This is a genomic window from Fulvivirga marina (assembly GCF_016775155.1).
In the GTDB taxonomy this organism is placed as follows: Bacteria; Bacteroidota; Bacteroidia; order Cytophagales; family Cyclobacteriaceae; genus Fulvivirga; species Fulvivirga marina.
This window is the reverse complement of record NZ_JAEUGD010000002.1, coordinates 27029-48585: the sequence shown is the minus strand read 5'-3', so window position 1 is coordinate 48585 and position 21557 is coordinate 27029. Positions and strand designations below refer to the sequence as shown.

The following is a 21557-nucleotide window of genomic DNA, read 5'->3' as shown; positions in this document are numbered from 1 at the left end:
TTATCAGTCTGCTATAACGTGTTAAAATTTCTTTCTTCTATTTCTTCGGTAGTCTTCAAATACCAGATCACCAAGCCCTTTAAGGCTGCTATAATACGCATTACCATGATTGACTTGGGTGAACTCTCTTACAAATTGTTTTAAATAAGGATCAGAAGCGATCATAAAAGTGGTGACTGGAATTTTTAGTTTATGACACTGCTTGGCGAGATTTAATGTTTTGTTAATGATTTTAGGGTCTAATCCAAAACTATTTTTATAGTATTTTATTCCCTGTTTCAGACATGTTGGTTTGCCATCAGTGATCATAAAAATTTGCTTATTGGCATTTTTTCGTCTTCTCAGTAAGTCCATGGAAAGTTCAAGTCCAGCTACTGTATTGGTATGATATGGGCCAACCTGCAAGTAGGGGAGGTCCTTGATCTCTATTTGCCATGCATCGTTACCAAAAACTATAATATCAAGCGTGTCTTTAGGGTATTTCTTTGTAATCAGCTCAGCCAGTGCCATAGCCACTTTTTTAGCGGGAGTGATTCTATCTTCTCCATAAAGTATCATTGAGTGGGAGATGTCAATCATTAAAACCGTCGATGTTTGGGTTTTGTATTCATTTTCAACGACTTCTAGATCATGCTCTGTCATCATAAAATTGTCCAGTCCATGGTTGATCTGGGCGTTCCGCAATGAGTCTGTCATGGATAGTTGTTCCAGGGTATCCCCAAACTGATATTCACGCTTATCTGTGGTTGGTTCGTCTCCAAGTCCGCCAAAGTTGGTACGGTGGTCCCCCTTCCGAGACTTTTTTAGCTTTCCGAAAATCTCTTCCAGCGCGCTGGTTCGTATTTGTTGCTCGCTTTTTGCCGTGATTTCAAATTTACCATCAGGGGTTTGGTCACTGATATAACCCTTGCCTTTCAGGTCTTCTATGAAATCCCCCATGCCATAGCCTCCGCTCGATAGATTATATTGATTGATAAGGTTGTTAAGCCAGGCAAGGGCTTCAGAGACATCTCCCGCTGTAATGACGACCAACTGCAAAAATATGTCCAGCAGTTTGTCGAAATCTGACCCTTCTTGTTTCGGGTTGGGAATGTATTCTGTAAATCGATGTCCTAACATTAGTAGTGGGAAAATAATTAATAAACCTCAGGATTAAAACCAATATAGTGTCAGTTCTGTTTCAACACCTGTTTTTTTATTTGAAATACTTCTTTTACGTCTAACGAAGAAAATTAGGTAAGGATTCTTTAGCGCAATTTTTGTAAAATTATTTTATACTTGTGAAAGAAGGGATTAACTGATTAAAAGGAATTTATATGAAAAAATGTTTAGTACTTATTATGGTGTCCGGCTTATTATCTTCAGCGTGTTCAAGTTTAACCTGCCCTACCTATACAAAGGCTCTGGAAAAGGAAAAAAGCAGTGAAATAGCTGAAGAAAGAATATAATATTTCCGTTCCGAATACGTCTATTTATTCACCTGCTTATGGGATTTATGTTATAGATAAATATATAAGAAAGCGTTTGTTGAATTAGGTATTTGAAAAGCTCGGGAAAATTAAAAAGCGGCTTCAATATATATTGAAGCCGCTTTTTAATTTTTTAAGTATTACTATTTACTCTTCAAAGGCATAGTATGGAAGATGTAATCCCAAAGTGGTGAAGATACTCCAAATGCTCTTTCAGGGTCTTTGTAGTGATGTATACCGTGATGCACCCATAATGTTTTGAAGATATTTTTAGGAGGTTGGTATGCATGTACTATATAGTGAACAAATAAGTATGAAGCATATCCGATCAAAAATCCGGGTAAGAAACCGAAAACAAAATCACCCATGATAAGTCGAAAGACAAATAGTAATATAGTCGCAATCGTAATGCTTACCAATGGAGGCATTGCCAGCCTGTCTTTATCTCTGGGGAAATCGTGGTGAACACCATGAAAGTTATACTGTATTTTTTCCCTTAGCTTGGTGTAGGTGGCCATGTGGAATAAATAGCGGTGCATGAGGTATTCAACCAGTGTGAATGTCAGTAGCCCTATTAAAAATAAGAGTACGGTTACTCCCGCAGATAGGTCCGTATTGACTACACTCCAATAAAGCAGCCCACCCGAGTATAGTGTAAACAAAGTGATGGGTATAGATATGTGTGTCCTGGACAACTTCTCGATGATGGGGTTCTTAAATAAAGTAGTGGTACCCTTGTTACTTGGTTTATTTTTAGTTGCTGGTTGAGACATCTGTTTAAGATCTAAAATTTTGGTCAAAATTAAATTATTGAAATCTTTTTTAATAGAGTTTGTAATGTAATTTGTAACGTAGTCTGTAATCTCATATGGTCTGCGGTTCTTTTTGTGCTTTGAGAATATCACGATAAAAATCTTCGTACATAGGCATAATATTCGTTATATCAAACTCTTTAGCTCTTGCAAGTGCATTGTGCTTAAAGGTATGTAAATTACTATCGTTTAAAATATGTAGAGCATTTTTTGTCATATCATCAATATCACCTACCTTACTAAGAAACCCTGTTTTTCCATTTATGTTCAGTTCTGGTAAACCACCTGCATTGGTTGAAATTACAGGGACTTCACAAGCCATGGCCTCAAGAGCCGCAAGGCCAAAGCTTTCTTTTTCGGAAGGCATGATAAACAGGTCGGCAACCGACAGTACTTCTTCCACTGCCTCTAGCTTACCTAAGAACCTGATGTCATCACATGTACCAAGTTCACGGCATAGGGCCTCGATATTACTTCGTTCCGGCCCATCACCCACCAGCAGAAGTTTCGCAGGAACATGCTGTCTCATTTTGTTAAATATTCTGACCACATCATCCACTCTCTTCACTTTACGGAAGTTGGAGGTGTGTACAATCAACTTTTCATTGTTAGGGCATATAGCTTTTTTGAAGTGTTCTTTCTTCTGTTTTTTGAAGCGCTCCAGATCAATAAAGTTAGGGATAACAGCTATATCTTTAAGTATCTTGAAGTGTTGGTAGGTGTCTTTTTTCAGGTCGTCAGAAACGGCAGTTACTCCATCCGACTCATTGATGCTGAAGGTTACTACGGGGGCGTAAGAAGGATCTTTGCCTACCAGGGTAATGTCTGTGCCGTGCAGTGTTGTTACTATGGGTATATTTATTCCTTCTGTTTTTAATATTTGTTTAGCCATATAGGCCGCTGAAGCATGAGGTATTGCATAATGCACATGCAGCAAATCCAGCTTTTCATACTTCACAACATCCACCATTTTACTGGCCAGAGCCAGTTCGTAAGGTGGGTATTCAAAAAGTGGATACGAACGTATATCTACTTCGTGGTAAAAAAGGTTTTCATTAAAAAAATCAAGTCTTGTAGGCTGAGAATATGTAATGAAGTGGATTTTATGATCCGCTTTGGCCAAGGCTTTTCCCAGTTCGGTGGCTACCACACCGCTACCCCCGAAAGTTGGGTAGCACACTATTCCTATTTTCATCATTTTATCGGTTTAATATGAGTCGAATCGCTGCTCGTAGCTCCATATTGACTCATAAATCACATCCTGTATCCTTGTACGAATATTGTTTTTGATTAGTTTGGAATTATTTGCGTTTGGGTGAATTCTATTAGACAAGAATACATATATCAGGTTAAATTCAGGATCAGCCCAAACTGCTGTGCCTGTAAAACCTGTATGCCCAAATGTTTTAGGAGAGGCGAATTCAGATGTGGGGCCATTCCATTCTCCTACCGCAGGCTTGTCCCACCCTATTCCTCTGCGGTTAGTTTCATATTGCTGTTGCGTAAATCTTCCTATAGTTCCTGGTTGGAAAAATTTTACATTTCCATAGGTTCCGTCCTGTAGGTGCATCTGCATCATTTTTGCCAGATCCAAAGCGCTACTAAACAGACCGGCATGGCCTGCTATCCCACCACAGAGGGCAGCCCCCTGGTCATGTACCATGCCATAAACGAGGGTGTTTCTGAAGTATTCATCTTTTTCAGTTGGGGCAATACGAGAAAGAGGGAAGTGACATAAAGGCAAATAGCCTAAGGAGGTTAACCCCATTGGGTCATAGTAGTTTTGTTGCAAAAATTCATCAATGGGTTGGTTAATTATCTCCTCGATCATCTTTTTGAGTAGATAGTAGCCCATGTCACTATACTTATAATCAAAGGGCTTTTTAGCTACTTTATCTCTCAATTTTGATTGCTTAACCCATCTCCATACACTATCCTGCATTGCTTCCGTGGTGAACAAACCTTCTGAAACCTGATATTCAAAGCCATTCTCCGGGTATGCTTTGTAAAGCCCATTGGTAAGAAATGAGGCTTCTAAAGTTCTTTTCCAGAAGGGAAGGTAAGGCCATAGGCCAGCCTGATGAGTGAGAATATCCCTGATGATCATATGCTCTTTGTTGGTGCCTCTTAACTCAGGGAGGTATACGGATATTTTTTTATCCAAATCTATAAGGCCTCTTTCCTCCAAAAACATTAAGGCTTGCATAGTTGAGAGCACCTTGGTGATAGAAGCAATGTCGTAAATGGTGTAATCGTCAACAGCTTTTAAGCTGTCATAGGTGTAGTAACCATAAGATTTTTCGAATACTATTTTCCCATTTCTGGCTACAAGTACTTGGCAACCTGGTGTGGCCCTGTCCTGAATGGCTTCGTGTGCAATATCGTCTATTTTTTGTAGTACCTGGCTGTCCATGGATACACTTTCAGGGGTTGAAAAAGAAAGCCTGTTTAAAGGTTGTGTGTCAACTCCTTGTCCGAACTTAATGGCCTTTGAAATATTTACAGGCATACGGCCACTGGTAGATATCCCTCCGAAAATGGCTGAGGGTATAAGCTTCTGAAGTTGTTCATTGTTGTCAAAAGTGCAAATAAGGTGGTCGTAATTGTCAAGAGCTTTAAGGCTATAGGGGCTGTCAAACAAGCAAAATATCAGTTCGGTTTCATCATTGAGTTTGTCGAAAAGATGAAGCATTTCCTGAGTTACGCCATTAATGCCCTGACTCTTGTCGAGATCGAATAGCCCGACTACTACTACATCGTAGTTTCTCAACTGTTTGTAAAGTATGTCGTTGTCCTTTTCCTTTCCCCCCTTTTTATAGTGACTGAAAAAGGTGTATTTGTCAAGGTATTTGGGGAATTCTCCGGATGGACCAATGCTAAGGGAAGCGAAAGTTTTATTATCCAGCGTACGTACAGGTAATAAGCTATCAGTATTATTGACAACGGTTATTGATTTTTCAATCAATTCATGTTTGAGTAGCTCGATGTCGGGTTTGTTTAATTTGAGTTTGATGTTCTCAGTGTTCAGCCGATCCCATTTGTTTAAACCTGCTTTGAACTTTGCTCGCAGTACCCGTTTTACGCTTGCTTCAAATTGTGATTTTGAGAGTTTCTTTTTTGATAAGTTCTTTTTTATCAGTGCTATGGCTTCCGGGACATTTTCGGAGTATATTAAAATATCATTGCCAGCTTGTAATGCTAATAATTCTGCTTCTCCGTTTTTATAGTGATCAGTAATAGCTCTTATGTTGAGTGCATCCGTTATGACAAGGCCGTCATATTTTAATTCCTCTCTTAGGATGTCATTTATCACTTTTGGTGATAAAGATGCAGGAATATTTTTCTTCCCATCAATGGCAGTTACGTGAATGTGGGTAGCCATGATAGCTGAGGAACCTGCGTAAATAAGTTTTTTAAACGGGTATAGCTCCAGAGTGTCCAGTCTTTTTTTGTTATGGTCAATTCGAGGGAGTGCCAAGTGTGAGTCCTGCCGGGTATCTCCATGTCCAGGGAAGTGCTTGGCGCATGATAATACACCATTTTCCTGGAGGCCTCTCATGTATGCTATGGCTTTATTTGATACATGCTGTTTATTGCTTCCGAAAGACCGCACTCCAATGACTGGGTTTTCGGGGTTAGTATTAATGTCAGCAACAGGGGCAAAATTCATATGTACCCCAAGTATTTTCATTTCTCGGGCTATCTCGGCCCCCATGGCGTATATCAGACTATCATTTTCAATAGCGCCTAGTGCCAGTTGCTTGGGAAAATGAATTGTGCTATCCAGCTGCATACCAGTTCCCCACTCCATATCCATAGCAATTAACAGGGGTACAGTAGAAGAGGTCTGAAACCTATTGGTAAGATTTATCTGTCGGGTCGGACTGCCCTGCATGAAAATGAGTCCCCCGATATGATTTTTTTCGACTAGCCGCTCAACAACCTGAAAGTGTTTTTCATTGCCTCCGGAATATACCGGTATCATGAACAGTTGTCCGATCTGCTGTTCCAGGTTCAAAGCATTAAACACACTATCCACCCACCGTTCTTGCTCCTGGTTTTGTGAAAATGAGTATGTTAAAGTTGAAAAAATGAATAAAGTGGCGCTAAAAACTTTTTTAATCATGCAGCCGTTACCTTTATGATACCAACGAATAAAAAATTAATTTTGTGCCCTACTAAGATAAAAAAATAAACCACAATCGTGTGTCCATTCTGTAATTACGGGTTATGGTTTAAAATAAAATATCGATATGAAAATTCCCTCGCTTTTTAAGACACCTAGAAATCAAAGATTTAATATTACACCAAGGTACTATGATCCTGTAAAAGAAGAGATTGAGCAGAGAACATCAAGGATCAAAAAAGAACTTACGATAGGTGAGGGGGATGATGTTTGGGATGAAAATATTTCAAGTTCGAGAATTGTCGGTTCCTTCAGGCACGGTAGAAGTAAGACAAAAAGTACTGTAGGAATGACACAAGCCGTAATTGTTATGCTCCTTGTAGGTGGAGGTGCCGGGTATTTGTATTTCGGAAATCTTGCATTGTATATCTTTCTTCTTGTTTCTTCCGTATTATTGTATCTTAAAGTAAAACACATCATATAAGCCAAAGCCGTACATGCCAGATATTATCCGTTTACTTCCTGATTCCTTAGCAAACCAGATCGCAGCGGGTGAGGTAGTACAACGTCCGGCGTCTGCCATCAAGGAGCTTCTGGAAAATTCTATTGATGCGGGTGCTACTGATATAAAAGTAATTATTAAAGAAGCAGGCAAAACCCTGATGCAGGTTATGGATAATGGCAAGGGAATGTCCGAGACCGATGCACGGATGAGTTTGGAGCGCCATGCTACTTCAAAAATAAGCAAGACCGAAGACCTTTTTTCGATCAGAACGATGGGTTTCCGTGGGGAGGCGCTGGCATCTATGGCTGCCGTCTCGCAAATGGAGGTGAGGACCCGTCAGCCTCAATCAGAATTAGGTACTTTACTTTATATTGAAGGGTCTGAACTTAAGAAGCAGGAGCCGGTTGCGTGCGAACCAGGTACATCAATTTCTATAAAGAATCTGTTTTATAATGTGCCAGCACGTAGGAATTTCCTGAAATCCAACGGTGTTGAAATGAAGCATATCACTGAAGAGTTTCAGAGGGTTGCTCTTGCCAATCCTGAGGTTGGTTTTTCTCTCTATCAGAATGATCTGGAGACTTACAATTTACCAGCCGGAAAACTCAGCCAGCGGATTGTTAACCTCTTTGGAAAGAACTATAAGGAGCAGCTTGCTTCGTGTCAGGAAGAGACTGCTGAAATATCTATCCTCGGTTATATAGGTAAGCCTGAGTTTGCTAAAAAAACTCGTGGGGAGCAGTTCTTTTTTGTGAATAAGCGGTTTGTAAGGAGTAACTACCTTAACCATGCTGTTATGAATGCCTTTGAAGGGTTACTGCCTGAGGGAAGCTACCCTTTTTATGTGCTTTTTATAGATATAGACCCTGTTCATGTAGATGTTAATGTGCATCCGACCAAGACAGAAATTAAGTTTGACGATGAGCGTACTGTATATGCTATTGTAAGAGCCGCTGCAAGGCAGGCCTTAGCTACACATAATATCACTCCGGCCCTTGATTTTTCTGCGGATATCAATCTGGGTTCGAAGATGGACTTTAGTAGAGAAACAATAAAAGATAAGAATTATGGTCAGTTTCGTAGTTCAGGTAGCAGCAATTTGCAAAAATCAAATCAGGAGCATTGGGAAAAATTGTTTAATGAGCATCCCGGAAAAGGCAGTCTCCCTCAAGAGATAGAACGTGAGGAACCTGAGGGTAGTATGACCCTGACTTTTGAAAGCAATCTCAATACAGGTAGCGAGAGTGAGATTATGGCGGTGGAGCATAAAAAATCAATTTTTCAGCTACATCAAAGGTATATTATCACCCAAGTGAAATCTGGTATGATGATCGTTGATCAGCAAGCTGCACATGAGCGCATTCTCTTTGAAAAATACATGGGCTGCCTGAAAAGTAGTAAGGGGGCCTCGCAACAAACTTTATTTCCTCAGACAATTTCACTAAACCCTGGAGACCACTCACTCGTAATGGAAATGGAAGAGGAACTGAGAGCATTAGGCTTTCTTGTAGAACCTTTTGGTAAAAATGATATTATTATAAAAGGTCTGCCAGCTGAAATAGGTGCGGCTAATGAAAAGGAAATATTTGAAGGGCTTATAGAGCAGTTTAAGAGAAATAAATCAGAATTATCTATCCCTCGAAAGGAGAATCTTGCAAGAGCTTTAGCAAAACGCACGGCCTTAAAAAATGGGGTGAGATTAAGTGAGGAAGAGATGTCAGGTTTGATTGATCAACTCTTTGCTTGCGATAGCCCTAATTATGCTCCTAATGGTCAGATGACTTTTTATATTTTAGAACTGAATAAAATAGACAACTTTTTTAATAAGTAACTATGTTAAGATTGACTCCGGTTGTTAAAAATCTTCTGATCATTAATATTGTGGTGTTTATACTGCAATATACGTTGCAGGGAATGGATTTTACCGGCCTTATATCCCTATGGATTATTGAATCTGATAACTTTAAGCCGTATCAATATTTTACCTACATGTTTGCGCATGGAGGGTTTGGGCATATATTATTTAATATGCTCGGATTGGTCTTTTTGGGGCCGTTGTTAGAGCAATTTTGGGGACCTAAAAAGTTTTTAATTTTTTATATTGTCACAGGTATTGGAGCAGGGGTGCTATATAGTGGTATAGAATATTGGAGAACCAGTCAATTGGAAAGCGATGTTACTGCTTATATTATAGAACCAACACCAGATCATTTCTCAAAATTTGCGGATGAGCATGGGAGGTACTTTAATAGCAAGGTCTATGATTTTGCCAATGATTATTCTAAGAACCCTGAAGACCCATACTACATAAATCAAAGTAAAGAAATTGTTAAGGGTACATACCAGAGCCTGCTCAAAGGAAGTAGTATGTTAGGGGCATCTGGTGCTATCTATGGAATATTGATGGCTTTTGGGTTGCTTTTTCCAAATACTCAGCTTATGCTACTGATACCTCCGGTCCCTATTAAAGCCAAATATCTCGTATTGATTTTAGGGGGGATAGCATTATATTCGGGTTTGAACAGAGGAAGTGGTGATAACGTAGCACATTTTGCTCACTTGGGAGGTATGATATTCGCCTTTATTATGATTAAGATCTGGCAGCAAAGCCGCGATAAATTTTATTAGTAGTTATGAATGGTGGTGGATTTTTAAATGATTTTAAGAATGCCTTTAGTAGGCCAAACAGTGCACATACACAACTGATTATTATCAATGTTGTTGTATTCTTGTTCTTGGCAATATTTAATGTGTTTTCGTCGGTATTGGGCTTTGAGTCTGTGTTTGGGTTTGTATATAATCAGTTCAGTATACCCCCTGTTTTATCTGAATTTATTACCAGGCCCTGGACCATCATTACGTATGCGTTTTCCCATAGCTTGAGTGGTATATTTCACATTCTGTTTAATATGCTCGTATTCTACTGGTTTGCTAAGCTGGTAATTGAGTATCTGGGCAGTGATAAAGTAATAAGTATATATGTTTTGGGAGCGCTTGCCGGAGGGGTAGCTTACCTTCTGGTTTATAATTTGGTGCCGTTTTATGCCAATCAGGCTCACTTGGTGAGTGGTATGGTTGGAGCTTCTGCAGCTGTATATGCTGTAGCGGTGGCAGCAGCTACATTAGTACCCAATTACACTTTCTTCTTATTGTTTCTGGGACCCGTTAGAATAAAATATATCGCTGGTTTTTATATTGTTTTATCATTTTTGGGTTCCGTTGGTAGTAATGCCGGAGGTAATATTGCTCACCTGGGCGGGGCATTGATGGGATTTGTATTTATCAAGCAACTTCAGAAAGGTAATGACTGGGGAGGTTGGATAATAAGGGTAATCACCTTCGTTAAAAGTTTTTTTGTTAGACAATCCAATATAAAAGTAAGCTATAAGAAAAGCTCTTCTTCAAAGTCTAAACAAAGCTCGTCGTCAACACGTCAGTCTTCATCTAAAACATCACAAGATGAAATAGATGAAATACTGGATAAGATTTCTGAGAAAGGGTATGATAGCCTAACCAAAGAGGAAAAACAGAAGCTTTTTAATGCTAGTAAGAAGTAGGTGGTTTTACCATTTACAGGCAGCTAATTGCCGAGTAATGATGATCAGTTAACTCTTATTTGCCAGTTGTCCACAGGCGGCATCTATATCTTTTCCACGACTTCTTCTAACCTTGGCTACAATTCCGGCAGCTTCCAGTTTGTTTACGTACAGGTTTAGGGAGTCTTCCGAGGCCTGTTGAAATTCGCCATCATCAATAGGGTTATATTCAATCAGGTTTACCTTTGAAGGGATGATTTTGCAAAACTTTACTAACGCGTCTACGTCCTTTTCCTTATCGTTGATGCCTCTCCATACCACATATTCATAAGTCACTTTGCTTTTGGTTTTATAGTACCAGTATTTGAGAGCATCGCCAAGCTCTTCTAATGGGCTTTTTTCGTTGATAGGCATTACGGCAGTACGTGTTTCGTTGATTGCAGAGTGCAACGAAACGGCAAGGTTGAATTTCACTTCTTCGTCAGCCAGCTTTTTGATCATTTTAGGAATGCCCACGGTTGATAAAGTTATTCGTTTCGGTGACATGCCCAGCCCTTCAGGCTTGGTAATCTTTTCTATTGACTCTAACACATTGGCATAGTTCAAAAGGGGCTCACCCATACCCATAAACACGATATTGGTAAGAGGCTTGTTAAAGAACTGCTCACTTTGATCTTTAATAGCCACAACCTGGTCATAAATCTCATCCGCATTAAGATTGCGCATGCGCTTTAGCCTGGCCGTAGCGCAGAAATTACAGTCAAGGCTACACCCTACCTGCGATGAAATACATGCGGTTATTCGTTTTTCTGTTGGAATTAATACCGATTCCACAATCATGCCGTCATAAAGCTTTACAGCATTTTTTATGGTGCCATCATTGCTGCGTTGCATCTGGTCAACAGCAATGTGATTGATAATGAACTCTGATTTTAATTTCTCCCTCGTTGTAAGAGATATGTTGGTCATCTGGTCAAAATCCTTTGCAGACTTTTTCCATAGCCATTCGTATACTTGCTTGGCCCTAAAAGCTTTGTCGCCAATTTGAGTAAAGTATTCTGTTAGCTGTTCAAGGCTAAGTTGCCGAATATCTCTTTTCTCCACTTGCTCTATCATAAATGCAAAGATAAGTAAAATGTGACTGACAAAAGGGGTTATACTTGTAAGGCAGCTAATAAGTCTTTGGGAACATGGGCAATTTTTCTTTCACTATAGTTTATGCATATAATTCCGGTTTTTCCGGTAGCCACCTCTTTGCCTGTTTGTTTGTTTTTAATACTGTAGTACATGTCAAAACCATATTTATTGAAGTCATCGATTGCCACTTCAATGGTAATATGATCACCGTAAAATGACTCAGACTTATAGACAATGGCTACATCACTCACAATTATACCGATGTCTCCACCTAGTGTTAGTTCATCTTTATAACCCAGCGATCTTAAAAATTGGAAGCGGGCTTCGTGCATGAGGGTTAAAATACTGTCATTGCCAACGTGCCCCCCATAGTTTAAGTCATTCACTCTAATGGTTAGTTCCGTTGTGAATTGCACTTTGTTGGGGAAATTGAGTTTAATTCTTGCCATTTTACCTTCTTATTTTGTCGCTAAGATAGACCTGCAATAATACTACTCAAAAGGGTTTGATTTGATTTTTGAGTATTCACTTAAGACAGATTTTTATGTTACCATCTTTTTGAGTTAATTTATCTGTTCAATGGATGTAGTTTTTATTATTATAGGTGTAGTATTCATGCTGATGGGGATTATTGGCTCTATCTTACCTGTTCTTCCCGGCCCACCACTAAGTTTAATAGGCATGCTTTTTCTTCAGTTTCAGCAAGAAGCTCCATTTACTACCAATTTTCTTTTGATATGGACAGTTATTACCATTGGTGTGGTGCTTATTGATTATTTTATTCCTGCTTATGGTACCAAGCGTTTCGGGGGAAGTAAGTTTGGTGTTTTGGGGACATTTATAGGACTGATCGTGGGATTGTTTTTTGCTCCATTTGGTCTTGTATTAGGGCCTCTACTAGGGGCACTAATTGGAGAATTGATTGCAGGAAAAAGTTCAAAGCAGGCATTCAAAGCGGCTATGGGTTCCTTTGTTGGTTTTTTGTTAGGAACATTCTTAAAGCTTTGCGTCTGCCTGGTTATGACTTATTACTTTGTAATTGCTCTGGTATGATCAGGTTTAGTTGTTAGGTGATGCAGGTATGCATCTACTGGTTTTCATATCCTGTATCAATTTTAAGGTTTGCTCCTTCCGCTGCGCAAACGGCCAGTTCATCACATCTTTCATTTTCTATATTGCCAGCATGACCTTTGACCCAGATAAACTTAACTTTATGTTTTTTGAATATCGGTATAAACCGTTGCCAGAGATCTACGTTGGCTTTGTTTTTAAAGCCCTTCTTCTGCCATCCCCATATCCATCCTTTTTCAACCGCATCTACTACGTATTTTGAATCGGAGTATATGGTAACGGTAGTCCCGTTTTTTTTCAAAGCCTCCAGGCCTTTGATGACGGCCAATAGCTCCATTCTGTTATTGGTGGTTTTTCTAAATCCTTCTGACAGCTCTTTACGATAGGCTTTGCCATCGACTTTGGCCATTAACACAGTACCATAGCCCCCCGGTCCGGGGTTGCCTTTAGCAGCACCGTCTGTGTAGATGGTGATCATTAAATAAGTATGTTTTCTTTGAAAATTTTAACAGCTATAGCCAACAATATTATGCCAAAAACACGTCTTAGGATTGCAAAACCCGACTTTCCCAGCTTCTTTTCCAACCAGTTGGTTGATTTCAATACGATAAAGACAAAAATGAGGTTGATAATTATTCCAACCAGAATGTTGGGTGTTTCATAAACAGCTCTAAGAGATAGAATAGTAGTGAGTGTACCTGCTCCAGCTATAAGCGGGAAGGCAAGCGGTACAATAGACCCAGCTCCATTGCTACCACCTTCATCACGAAATAATGTGACGCCCAGAATCATTTCCATAGCCAGAATAAACATGACAATAGCTCCTGCAACAGCAAATGAGCCTACATCAAGTCCGAAAAGTCTGAGAATTGACTGTCCTAGAAACAAGAAAGCTACCATAAGCATGCCTGAGATTATGGTGGCTTTACCAGAATGTATTTTACCCTCCTTTTTACGAAGGTTAATTACAAAAGGCACTGATCCCAGAATGTCTATCACTGAGAAAAGTATAAGTGTAACGGAAAATATATCCTTGAAATTAAACATGTTACAAAGCTATAATAAATAGATGTATGAACAGGTAATACTTATTGTAATATATTCTTTTTTAAAAATTTATGTAAGGCTTTCACCTCTTCTTTTTTCAGACTGGGGAAGTTGGCAATTCTGAAAGTTGAGCTTTTTAATTCACCGTATCCGTTGCCCAGGGTAATACCTTCTTTTTCTGCCTTCTTTTTAAGAGCCTCAATATTTTCTGGGTTTCCTTCCAGAACGATTACAGTTTCCGATCTTACGTTTTTGTTACATATCAGCAAGGAAAATTGGTCACTTTCAGAAAAAATGGCTTCATAGTTTCTAAGCCTTTTTCTAAGCTTTTTTTCTACTTTACCTATTGGCTTTCTGTTTTCCATAACACGCATAAGCAGGTAAATGCCTAATACATTAGGTGTGTATGGGGTTTGAAATTTTTCTATATTTTCAACAATGAAGTTGAAACTGTTGTAGTGACGGTTCTCTTGCAGCTTTCGGGAGTGTTTAATAGCAGTTGGGGAGCATATCATTACCGCAAGTCCGGCAGGTAGACCAAAGCATTTCTGAACAGAAGAATACCAAACATCTGCTTGGCTAAAATCTAAATGCATGCCAGCCATGGAAGAGGTGGCATCAACTGCAATTAGGTGATCAGGGTATTTTTTTCTTAGCTTCACAATGCGGGACAGATTGACCTGAGTGCCATTTGAGGTTTCGTTTTGGGTGATACATATTACGCCAGTTTCTGAAGAGAGGTCCATCTCTCCTATCTTTAACTCCTGTTCAGGGTCAAACTGATAGCCGATAGCCTGATATTTTAATTTTCTGGTATAGTCAAACCATTTTTTGCCGAAGGCACCATTGTAAAAATGATAACTGTTAACCTCTATTAATGATTGAGCAATGATCTCCCAGCATTCAGTAGCGGAGGATGTAAAGAACACGGTATAGTCTTCAGGAATATGAAGCTTAGACTTAAGCAAGCCAATGGTTCGCTCGCAAATTTGCATAAAAGCTTTGCTTCGGTGGTTTAGACTTAAAATTCCTTGCTCATAAGCCTCTCGTACATATTCCGGTATATTTTCATCTACACGGGAAGGTCCGGGATAAAAACTAATCATTGCTACTTTTTTTATTAATGAGGTAAGTCAGCGCCAGCAGATAGCCTTCAAGTCCAAGACCTGAGATCATGCCTATGCATTCCTTGCTGATAATACTTTTATGCCTAAACTTTTCTCGAGCATAAATGTTTGAGATATGCACCTCTATGACGGGGGCAGGCACCGCGGCTATAGCGTCAGAGATAGCTACTGAGGTGTGCGTATAAGCACCTGCATTAAGGATAATTCCTTGATATCCAAAGCCTGTTTTCTGAATTTTTTCGACAATCTCCCCTTCTATATTGGATTGAAAATACTCTATGTCGATGTCACTGAAGTTTGACTTTAATTGGTTAAAAAATCCCTCAAAGCTTTGATTGCCATAAACTTCAGGCTCCCTTTTGCCTAACAAGTTGAGGTTTGGACCGTTGATAATGATGATTTTCATTGGGTATAATTAGCTTACTCTATTTGCTCCTAAATTTTTAAATAGGCAAAAGCTGTTTTTACTGATATTTAGGAGCAGGATTTATAAAGCTTATGCTCAATTTCAAAAAAATAATGCACCTTTATGTTGAAATTGCATCATGAACTGGGACACCTATATCAACCAATTTAAGAACTATCTCAAGCTGGAAAGGTCACTTTCTGACAATTCCATCGAGGCCTATGTTCATGATATCGCAAAGCTAAAACAGTTTGTGGACTTGTCCAATTTGGAAGTTGGTCCCTTAAGTATCAGAGCTACACACTTACAAAACTTCCTGGAGTACTTCAATGAATTGGGCATGTCAGCGCATACTCAGGCCAGGGTGCTTTCTGGTATTAAAGCCTTTTACAAGTATCTGATGTTTGATGAACTAATTGATAGTGATCCAACAACTTTAATAGAAGGACCAAAGCTGGGAAGGAAATTACCTGATACTTTGAGTTATCATGAAATAGAGCAACTTTTTGAGGCCATTGATCACTCTACACCTGAGGGGCAGAGAAACAGGGCTATGTTAGAAGTGCTTTATAGCTCAGGCTTGCGTGTTTCAGAGCTGATAGATCTAAGGTTGTCAAATATCTATACCGATATTGGTTTTTTAAGGATCATAGGGAAAGGGAATAAAGAACGGCTTGTGCCGGTTGGAAGAGATGCTCTGAAGTATTTAAATATATACATAGAAGAGGTTAGGGTTCATATTAATATAGCCCCAGGGCATGAAAACTATGCCTTTCTTAACAGGAGAGGAAAGAAGCTCACGCGAGTCATGGTTTTTACCATTATAAAGAATTTGGTAAAGAAGGTTGGTATGAATAAAACCGTGAGTCCTCATACATTTAGGCACTCTTTCGCTACACACTTAATTGAAGGTGGAGCGGACTTGCGTGCTGTTCAGGAAATGTTGGGGCATGAATCTATTACTACAACTGAAATATATACTCATCTGGATCGTGATTATCTGAGGCAGGTAATACAGGAATTTCATCCGAGAAGTTGAGTAAGAGAATTCCTGTAATCAAGTATTTCTCCGTTATCGCTACGATATGTTTTAAGCCCGTAACCGTACACTTTTAATGTTCGGAATAGTACACTCTAAGTTGTTTGGAATGTGTTTTGTGTCATATAGAGGCGTTTTGGCTTTATGGCATATATGTTGAATCACTTCGAAATAATATACTTTCAACAGCGTTTTGTTTTCATGGAAAAACTCAAAGTATTTTTCTGGCGGTGCTCCGGGGCTAACCTCACATTACTTAAAAAGTGCCCTACGGATTCTACTAAATATGTGGGTATAGGAGCTACCATATTTTTTACAGGCATTTTTGCGGCTCTTGCAGGGGGTTATGCCTTGTATACGGTGATGAATGATGTTTGGTGGGCGGTGCTTTTTGGTGTGATTTGGGGGTTAATGATTTTTAATTTGGATAGATACATTGTGTCTAGTATGCGTAAAGAAGGGCGTTGGTGGAAGGAATTATTGATGGCTACACCGCGAATATTGCTAGCTCTACTTATTTCTTTGGTGATTGCCAAGCCATTGGAGATGAAGATTTTTGAAAATGAAATTAAGAGTGAGTTGACAGTGATGGAACAGCAGTTGTTTTCACGACAGGAAGGTGAGGTGAAAAGCAGGTTTGAGGCTGAAGGAGAACAACTGTCTGATGAAATAGCTGTACTGAAAGCAGAGATAGTCAATAAGACTGAAAAGAGAGATGAACTCAGGAGAATTGCACAGCAAGAAGCCGATGGTACCGGAGGTACAGGGAAAAGAAATCCTGGACCAATATATAAAATAAAGAAGGAAAATGCCGACAGGGTAGAAGCTGAACTGAGCGACCTTAAAGAAAGAAATAATGCTTTGATCGAGCAGAAGCTGGATCAACTGAGAAAAATAGATGAGACTTTAAAGGGGGAGATGTCTGGCATGGAGAGGCAGGTTCTTGATGGACCTGCTGCACGAATGGAGGCTCTTGATCGTCTTACAAGTCAGAGTGAAGCAATATATTGGGCTAATCTGTTTGTTATACTTTTATTTATTGCGGTTGAAACAGCACCTATTTTTGTTAAACTTATTTCTAACCGAGGACCATACGATAATTTGCTAAAAATTGAAGAACACGGCTTTGATGTACAGCAAGTTGAGGTGATGGCTGAAGTAAATGCACTGGTGAAAGAGAGAGCTAAAGATCTTACTGCCACTGAGAAAGACTATATAATCAATAGGTTGGATGTACGTTTGAACCGTTTTTCTTAAAACAGGGATATTTTAGCCTTTATGGCCGTAGTCCTTAAACTCATTTCTTATCTCATTTGAATTAGCAAAGCAGACAGGACTGCTATTGCTATTGACTTCCGTTGATAACTTATCGATGGAAGCAATTTTCTTCCTTTTACTGGTTTTATCTTTTGCCATGGTATAGCTAATATGTTAATTAATAAGGTACTTATAATTTCTTAGTGCCCAAAAGGTTGAAAGTACTTTATAGACCTAAAGCATAAAAACTTATATCTTTGCGGCAAGTTTTTTCAATCAGTCAATCTATCGTGTATAAATCTCTTCTACGTCCGGTGCTTTTTAGGTTTGATCCTGAAAATATCCATCATTTTACTTTTGATATACTTAAATCTGCTGGTAATGTACCCGGTATGAAATCGCTATGGCGTAAATTATATAATTACGAAGATAAATCACTTGAGAGACAATATTTTGGGCTCACTTTTAAGAACCCGGTAGGCCTTGCGGCAGGTTTTGATAAGGATGCCAAATTAATTGATGAGTTGGATTGCTTTGGTTTTGGGTTTATTGAGATAGGAACGGTTACTCCGAAAGCTCAACCTGGGAATGATAAGCCGCGGCTATTCAGGCTTCCTGATGATCAGGCCATTATAAACAGGATGGGATTTAACAATGATGGGGTAGAGGAGGCCTTGGAAAGATTGAAAAATAGAAAGTCTTCTATAATCATTGGAGGGAATATTGGTAAGAACAAAGTCACACCAAATGAGCATGCCTTTGATGATTACCAATATTGCTTTGAAAAGCTTTTTCCGGAAGTTGATTATTTTGTAGTTAACGTGAGTTCTCCAAATACTCCTAATCTTAGAGCGCTTCAGGACAAAGAGCCACTTACAAAGCTTTTGAGCGGGTTGATGGAGTTGAATAGTAAGAAGGAGAAGAGAAAACCTATTTTGCTGAAAATTGCCCCTGATTTGTCTGATAACCAACTACAAGACATTGTGGACATTGTTAAAGATGTTCAACTTGATGGGTTGATAGCTACAAATACTACTATTTCGCGGGCAGGCCTCAACACTTCAAGGGAAAAAATAGAGGCCATAGGAGCTGGAGGTTTAAGTGGTAGACCTTTACGGGAAAGATCCACTCAGATCTTAAGGTTCTTGAGAGGCAGGCTGGGCAATGACTTTCCTATCATCTCAGTCGGTGGTATTATGTCTGCCGATGATGCTATTGAGAAGTTGCAGGCAGGGGCTTCCCTTATTCAGGTCTATACAGGATTTATTTACGAAGGTCCGGGACTCATAAAAAAGATCAGTAAAGCTTTGTTAAAACAAGGGAGCCGTCAGGAGTAATGAGCTGAGAAACAAAAGGAAGTCTGTTCCAAATAATTCCTTGATCCGGTCGTTCAAATATTCCGGATTTTGTTAATTTTAATAATATAATCTATAGTTTCAGCACTATTTTGTTGTTAAAAATCAGGTGCTCCGAATACATTTTTTGCATTGGTCGGGGCGCTATTTTTTTGTTAGATTTGTCTTTTTTAAAACATGGCCAAGAATACATATAAATCAAATACTTTTAAGCAATCCAAAAAGGAGAAGAGCAAGAAGAAGCTGAAGATCAACTTTGGCTTTTTTAAGGATAAGCGGTTTCAGCTTACATTTGGTTTTTTTCTTTTAATTAGCTCATTGTTTCTTGTTACAGCGTTCATTTCATACCTGTTCACTGGTAAGGCAGATCAGAGTGTAGTTGAGGCTATTGGAGAAACAGGTATTATACAGTCAGGGCGTGAGGCTGATAACTGGCTGGGGCTATATGGTGCATTTATATCTCATTATTTTATTTTTAGGTGGTTTGGTCTGGCGGCTTTCTTTACGCCACCATTACTGTTTTTAATGGGTTATAAAATTGTTTTTAAAAAGGAGATCATATCTATATACTCTACGTTTGCCTTTTGCCTCTTTTTTACGCTTTGGCTAAGTATTCTGTTAGGGTACCTTGTGTTTAGTTCAGAAGGCGTCTCCGAATGGGGGTTCCTTAGCGGAGGCATAGGTTATCAACTTTCGATAATACTTGAAGGACTGATTGGCTGGGGAACACTTCTTCTACTAATTTTTTCGCTGTTGGCCTTTATTATATACTTCTTCAATGTTACAACTATCCTTGATTTCAAAGGTAAAGTCAAGGAAGGGGTGGAAGGTTTTGAAAAGGAAGTTGCCGAGGCTAAAAGCGCATTGTCCGAAGATGAAAGCAAAGAGGGGAGTGCGGAAGGGTATGTAGATGAAAAAGATAACTGGCCATTGAATGAGCCTGAGGTTGTATTGGCTCCAAAAGAAAATAATAGCAGGAAAAAAGAGATTGTATTAGAACAGAAACCTAGAGAAGAGGTTAAGAAACCTGAATTTGAACTTGATGTAACCATACCGGAGAAAGAAGAGACGTCTGATGAACCGTTGTTTTCCGTTGAGCAGGATACTCAAGAAGAAAAGGCTTCTATTCAACAAAACTATGATCCTACGCTTGATCTAAGCTCATATAAATATCCTACAATTGACTTGCTTGATGACTTTGATTCAGGGAAAGTGCAGGTTACGAAAGAGGAGCTTGAGCAAAACAAAGATAAGATCATTGAAACGCTGGTTAATTTTAAGATTGGTATCTCAAGTATTAAGGCGACCATCGGACCTACGGTTACACTCTATGAAATAGTGCCGGAGGCCGGCGTGAAGATTTCCAAAATCAAAAATCTTGAGGATGATATTGCACTTAGTCTTGCCGCCCTCGGGATCAGGATCATAGCACCTATTCCAGGCAAGGGAACTATTGGTATCGAAGTGCCTAATAAAAACAGAGAGATGGTCGGCATTAAGTCCGTACTTTCGACTGAAAAATTTATGCGAAGTGATAAGGAACTTCCGGTTGCTTTAGGTAAAACCATCTCTAATGAAGTACATGTTATTGACCTGGCTAAAATGCCTCACTTGCTCATGGCAGGTGCTACAGGGCAGGGTAAGTCTGTAGGTCTCAACGTGTTGTTGACTTCATTGCTGTATAAAAAACACCCTTCCCAGCTTAAGTTTGTTCTTGTTGATCCTAAAAAAGTGGAACTGACGCTTTTTAACAAGATTGAGCGACATTTTCTGGCTATGTTGCCTAACAGTGCGGAAGCTATTATAACCGACACTAAAAAGGTGGTACATACATTAAACTCTTTATGTATAGAGATGGATAACCGGTACGACTTATTAAAAGACGGGGGAGCCAGAAACCTTAAGGAATATAATGCGAAATTTTTAAGCCGAAAATTGAACCCTGAAAAAGGACACCGTTTTCTTCCTTATATTGTTTTAGTAATTGATGAGTTGGCTGATTTGATGATGACAGCGGGCAAGGAGGTTGAGACCCCTATTGCCAGGCTTGCGCAGCTGGCCAGGGCGATAGGTATTCACTTGGTAGTGGCGACACAGAGACCTTCAGTAAACGTGATTACAGGTATAATAAAGGCCAACTTCCCTGCAAGATTATCTTTTAGGGTTACATCAAAAATAGATTCAAGAACAATTCTTGATACAGGAGGGGCGGACCAGCTTATCGGGCAAGGAGATATGCTACTTTCTCAGGGATCTGATATTATCCGTTTACAGTGCGCATTTGTAGATACTCATGAGGTGGAGAGCATTTGTGAGTATATAGGTGGGCAGAGAGGTTATGAGTCTGCTTATATGCTGCCTGAATTTGAAGGTGATGATGATAGTTCAGGTGTTGGGGAAGTCGACCTTTCGGAGCGTGATGCGCTGTTCGATGACGCAGCAAGGCTTATCGTTATGCATCAGCAGGGAAGCACGTCATTAATCCAGAGAAAATTGAAATTAGGATATAATCGTGCGGGCAGACTTATAGATCAATTGGAAGCTGCTGGTATCGTTGGACCGTTTGAGGGAAGCAAGGCAAGAGAAGTATTGATTCCTGACGAATATAGTTTGGAACAATTATTGAGTGAACTGAATTAACTAACTTTGCAAACTATATTTTGAATAGAG

General features: G+C 39.4%; 20 protein-coding genes. 9 read left to right on the top strand and 11 right to left on the bottom strand.

Going from position 1 to position 21557, the window contains the following annotated elements:
* Positions 1–21: 21 nt before the first annotated feature.
* The 4 genes from JMN32_RS01010 to JMN32_RS00995 all read right to left on the bottom strand — a co-directional run bounded on the left by JMN32_RS01010 (position 22) and on the right by JMN32_RS00995 (position 6407).
* Positions 22–1119, bottom strand: a complete 1098-nt coding sequence (locus JMN32_RS01010) for a vWA domain-containing protein (RefSeq protein WP_202854409.1) — start codon at positions 1117–1119, stop codon at positions 22–24.
* A 493-nt stretch (positions 1120–1612) separates the two neighbouring features.
* Positions 1613–2242 (bottom strand): sterol desaturase family protein, encoded by a 630-nt coding sequence (locus JMN32_RS01005; RefSeq protein WP_202854408.1) that lies wholly within the window; start codon positions 2240–2242, stop codon positions 1613–1615.
* Positions 2243–2333: 91 nt separating this feature from the next.
* Positions 2334–3476: an N-acetyl-alpha-D-glucosaminyl L-malate synthase BshA gene (gene bshA / locus JMN32_RS01000; protein WP_202854470.1), complete on the bottom strand. Its 1143-nt coding sequence runs from the start codon at positions 3474–3476 to the stop codon at positions 2334–2336.
* A 12-nt stretch (positions 3477–3488) separates the two neighbouring features.
* Positions 3489–6407: a glycoside hydrolase family 3 N-terminal domain-containing protein gene (locus JMN32_RS00995; protein WP_202854407.1), complete on the bottom strand. Its 2919-nt coding sequence runs from the start codon at positions 6405–6407 to the stop codon at positions 3489–3491.
* A gap of 127 nt (positions 6408–6534) precedes the next feature.
* On the opposite strand from JMN32_RS00995, the gene JMN32_RS00990 reads away from it, so the two are divergent.
* From JMN32_RS00990 to JMN32_RS00975, 4 genes are read left to right on the top strand one after another with little or no spacing between them, the layout of a single operon-like run.
* A complete protein-coding gene (locus JMN32_RS00990) occupies positions 6535–6891 on the top strand; it encodes a hypothetical protein (RefSeq protein ID WP_202854406.1) in 357 nt (118 codons plus the stop codon).
* Between the two features lie 13 nt (positions 6892–6904).
* Positions 6905–8743 carry a DNA mismatch repair endonuclease MutL gene (gene mutL, locus JMN32_RS00985; protein WP_202854405.1) on the top strand — a complete coding sequence of 613 codons (1839 nt, stop codon included), beginning with the start codon at positions 6905–6907 and terminating at the stop codon, positions 8741–8743.
* A gap of 2 nt (positions 8744–8745) precedes the next feature.
* Positions 8746–9540: a rhomboid family intramembrane serine protease gene (locus JMN32_RS00980; RefSeq protein ID WP_202854404.1), complete on the top strand. Its 795-nt coding sequence runs from the start codon at positions 8746–8748 to the stop codon at positions 9538–9540.
* A gap of 5 nt (positions 9541–9545) precedes the next feature.
* Complete coding sequence (locus JMN32_RS00975) at positions 9546–10469, top strand: rhomboid family intramembrane serine protease (RefSeq protein ID WP_202854403.1); 924 nt, start codon at positions 9546–9548, stop codon at positions 10467–10469.
* Between the two features lie 48 nt (positions 10470–10517).
* Here the strand turns inward: JMN32_RS00975 and rlmN are convergent, their stop codons facing one another.
* Both rlmN and JMN32_RS00965 read right to left on the bottom strand, forming a co-directional pair.
* Positions 10518–11564 (bottom strand): 23S rRNA (adenine(2503)-C(2))-methyltransferase RlmN, encoded by a 1047-nt coding sequence (gene rlmN, locus JMN32_RS00970; protein WP_238354300.1) that lies wholly within the window; start codon positions 11562–11564, stop codon positions 10518–10520.
* A gap of 38 nt (positions 11565–11602) precedes the next feature.
* Positions 11603–12034, bottom strand: a complete 432-nt coding sequence (locus JMN32_RS00965; protein WP_202854402.1) for an acyl-CoA thioesterase — start codon at positions 12032–12034, stop codon at positions 11603–11605.
* Positions 12035–12164: 130 nt separating this feature from the next.
* Here JMN32_RS00965 and JMN32_RS00960 point away from each other — a divergent pair, with 130 nt between their 5' ends.
* Positions 12165–12638: a DUF456 domain-containing protein gene (locus JMN32_RS00960; RefSeq protein WP_202854401.1), complete on the top strand. Its 474-nt coding sequence runs from the start codon at positions 12165–12167 to the stop codon at positions 12636–12638.
* Between the two features lie 34 nt (positions 12639–12672).
* Here JMN32_RS00960 and rnhA read toward each other — a convergent pair whose 3' ends face one another.
* From rnhA to aroQ, 4 genes are read right to left on the bottom strand one after another with little or no spacing between them, the layout of a single operon-like run.
* Positions 12673–13134, bottom strand: coding sequence for a ribonuclease HI (gene rnhA / locus JMN32_RS00955; protein WP_202854400.1), 462 nt, complete (start codon positions 13132–13134; stop codon positions 12673–12675).
* Positions 13134–13703 (bottom strand): MarC family protein, encoded by a 570-nt coding sequence (locus JMN32_RS00950; protein WP_202854398.1) that lies wholly within the window; start codon positions 13701–13703, stop codon positions 13134–13136. Before JMN32_RS00950 ends, rnhA begins: the two co-directional genes overlap by 1 nt.
* 41 nt (positions 13704–13744) lie before the next feature.
* On the bottom strand, positions 13745–14809 hold the full coding sequence (locus tag JMN32_RS00945; RefSeq protein ID WP_202854397.1) for an aminotransferase class V-fold PLP-dependent enzyme: 1065 nt from the start codon (positions 14807–14809) through the stop codon (positions 13745–13747).
* The gene (aroQ, locus tag JMN32_RS00940) at positions 14802–15236 is read right to left on the bottom strand and encodes a type II 3-dehydroquinate dehydratase (RefSeq protein WP_202854396.1); all 435 of its coding nucleotides are present in this window, start codon (positions 15234–15236) and stop codon (positions 14802–14804) included. Before aroQ ends, JMN32_RS00945 begins: the two co-directional genes overlap by 8 nt.
* A 139-nt stretch (positions 15237–15375) precedes the next feature.
* Here aroQ and xerD point away from each other — a divergent pair, with 139 nt between their 5' ends.
* Positions 15376–16275 (top strand): site-specific tyrosine recombinase XerD, encoded by a 900-nt coding sequence (xerD, locus tag JMN32_RS00935; RefSeq protein ID WP_202854395.1) that lies wholly within the window; start codon positions 15376–15378, stop codon positions 16273–16275.
* A 201-nt stretch (positions 16276–16476) separates the two neighbouring features.
* Positions 16477–17532, top strand: coding sequence for a DUF4407 domain-containing protein (locus JMN32_RS00930; protein ID WP_202854394.1), 1056 nt, complete (start codon positions 16477–16479; stop codon positions 17530–17532).
* A 12-nt stretch (positions 17533–17544) separates the two neighbouring features.
* Here the strand turns inward: JMN32_RS00930 and JMN32_RS00925 are convergent, their stop codons facing one another.
* Complete coding sequence (locus JMN32_RS00925; RefSeq protein WP_202854393.1) at positions 17545–17691, bottom strand: hypothetical protein; 147 nt, start codon at positions 17689–17691, stop codon at positions 17545–17547.
* A 131-nt stretch (positions 17692–17822) separates the two neighbouring features.
* Between JMN32_RS00925 and JMN32_RS00920 the strand changes: the two genes are divergently transcribed.
* Positions 17823–18869, top strand: coding sequence for a quinone-dependent dihydroorotate dehydrogenase (locus JMN32_RS00920; RefSeq protein WP_202854468.1), 1047 nt, complete (start codon positions 17823–17825; stop codon positions 18867–18869).
* 195 nt (positions 18870–19064) lie between these two features.
* Complete coding sequence (locus JMN32_RS00915; RefSeq protein WP_202854392.1) at positions 19065–21527, top strand: FtsK/SpoIIIE family DNA translocase; 2463 nt, start codon at positions 19065–19067, stop codon at positions 21525–21527.
* Positions 21528–21557: the final 30 nt, after the last annotated feature.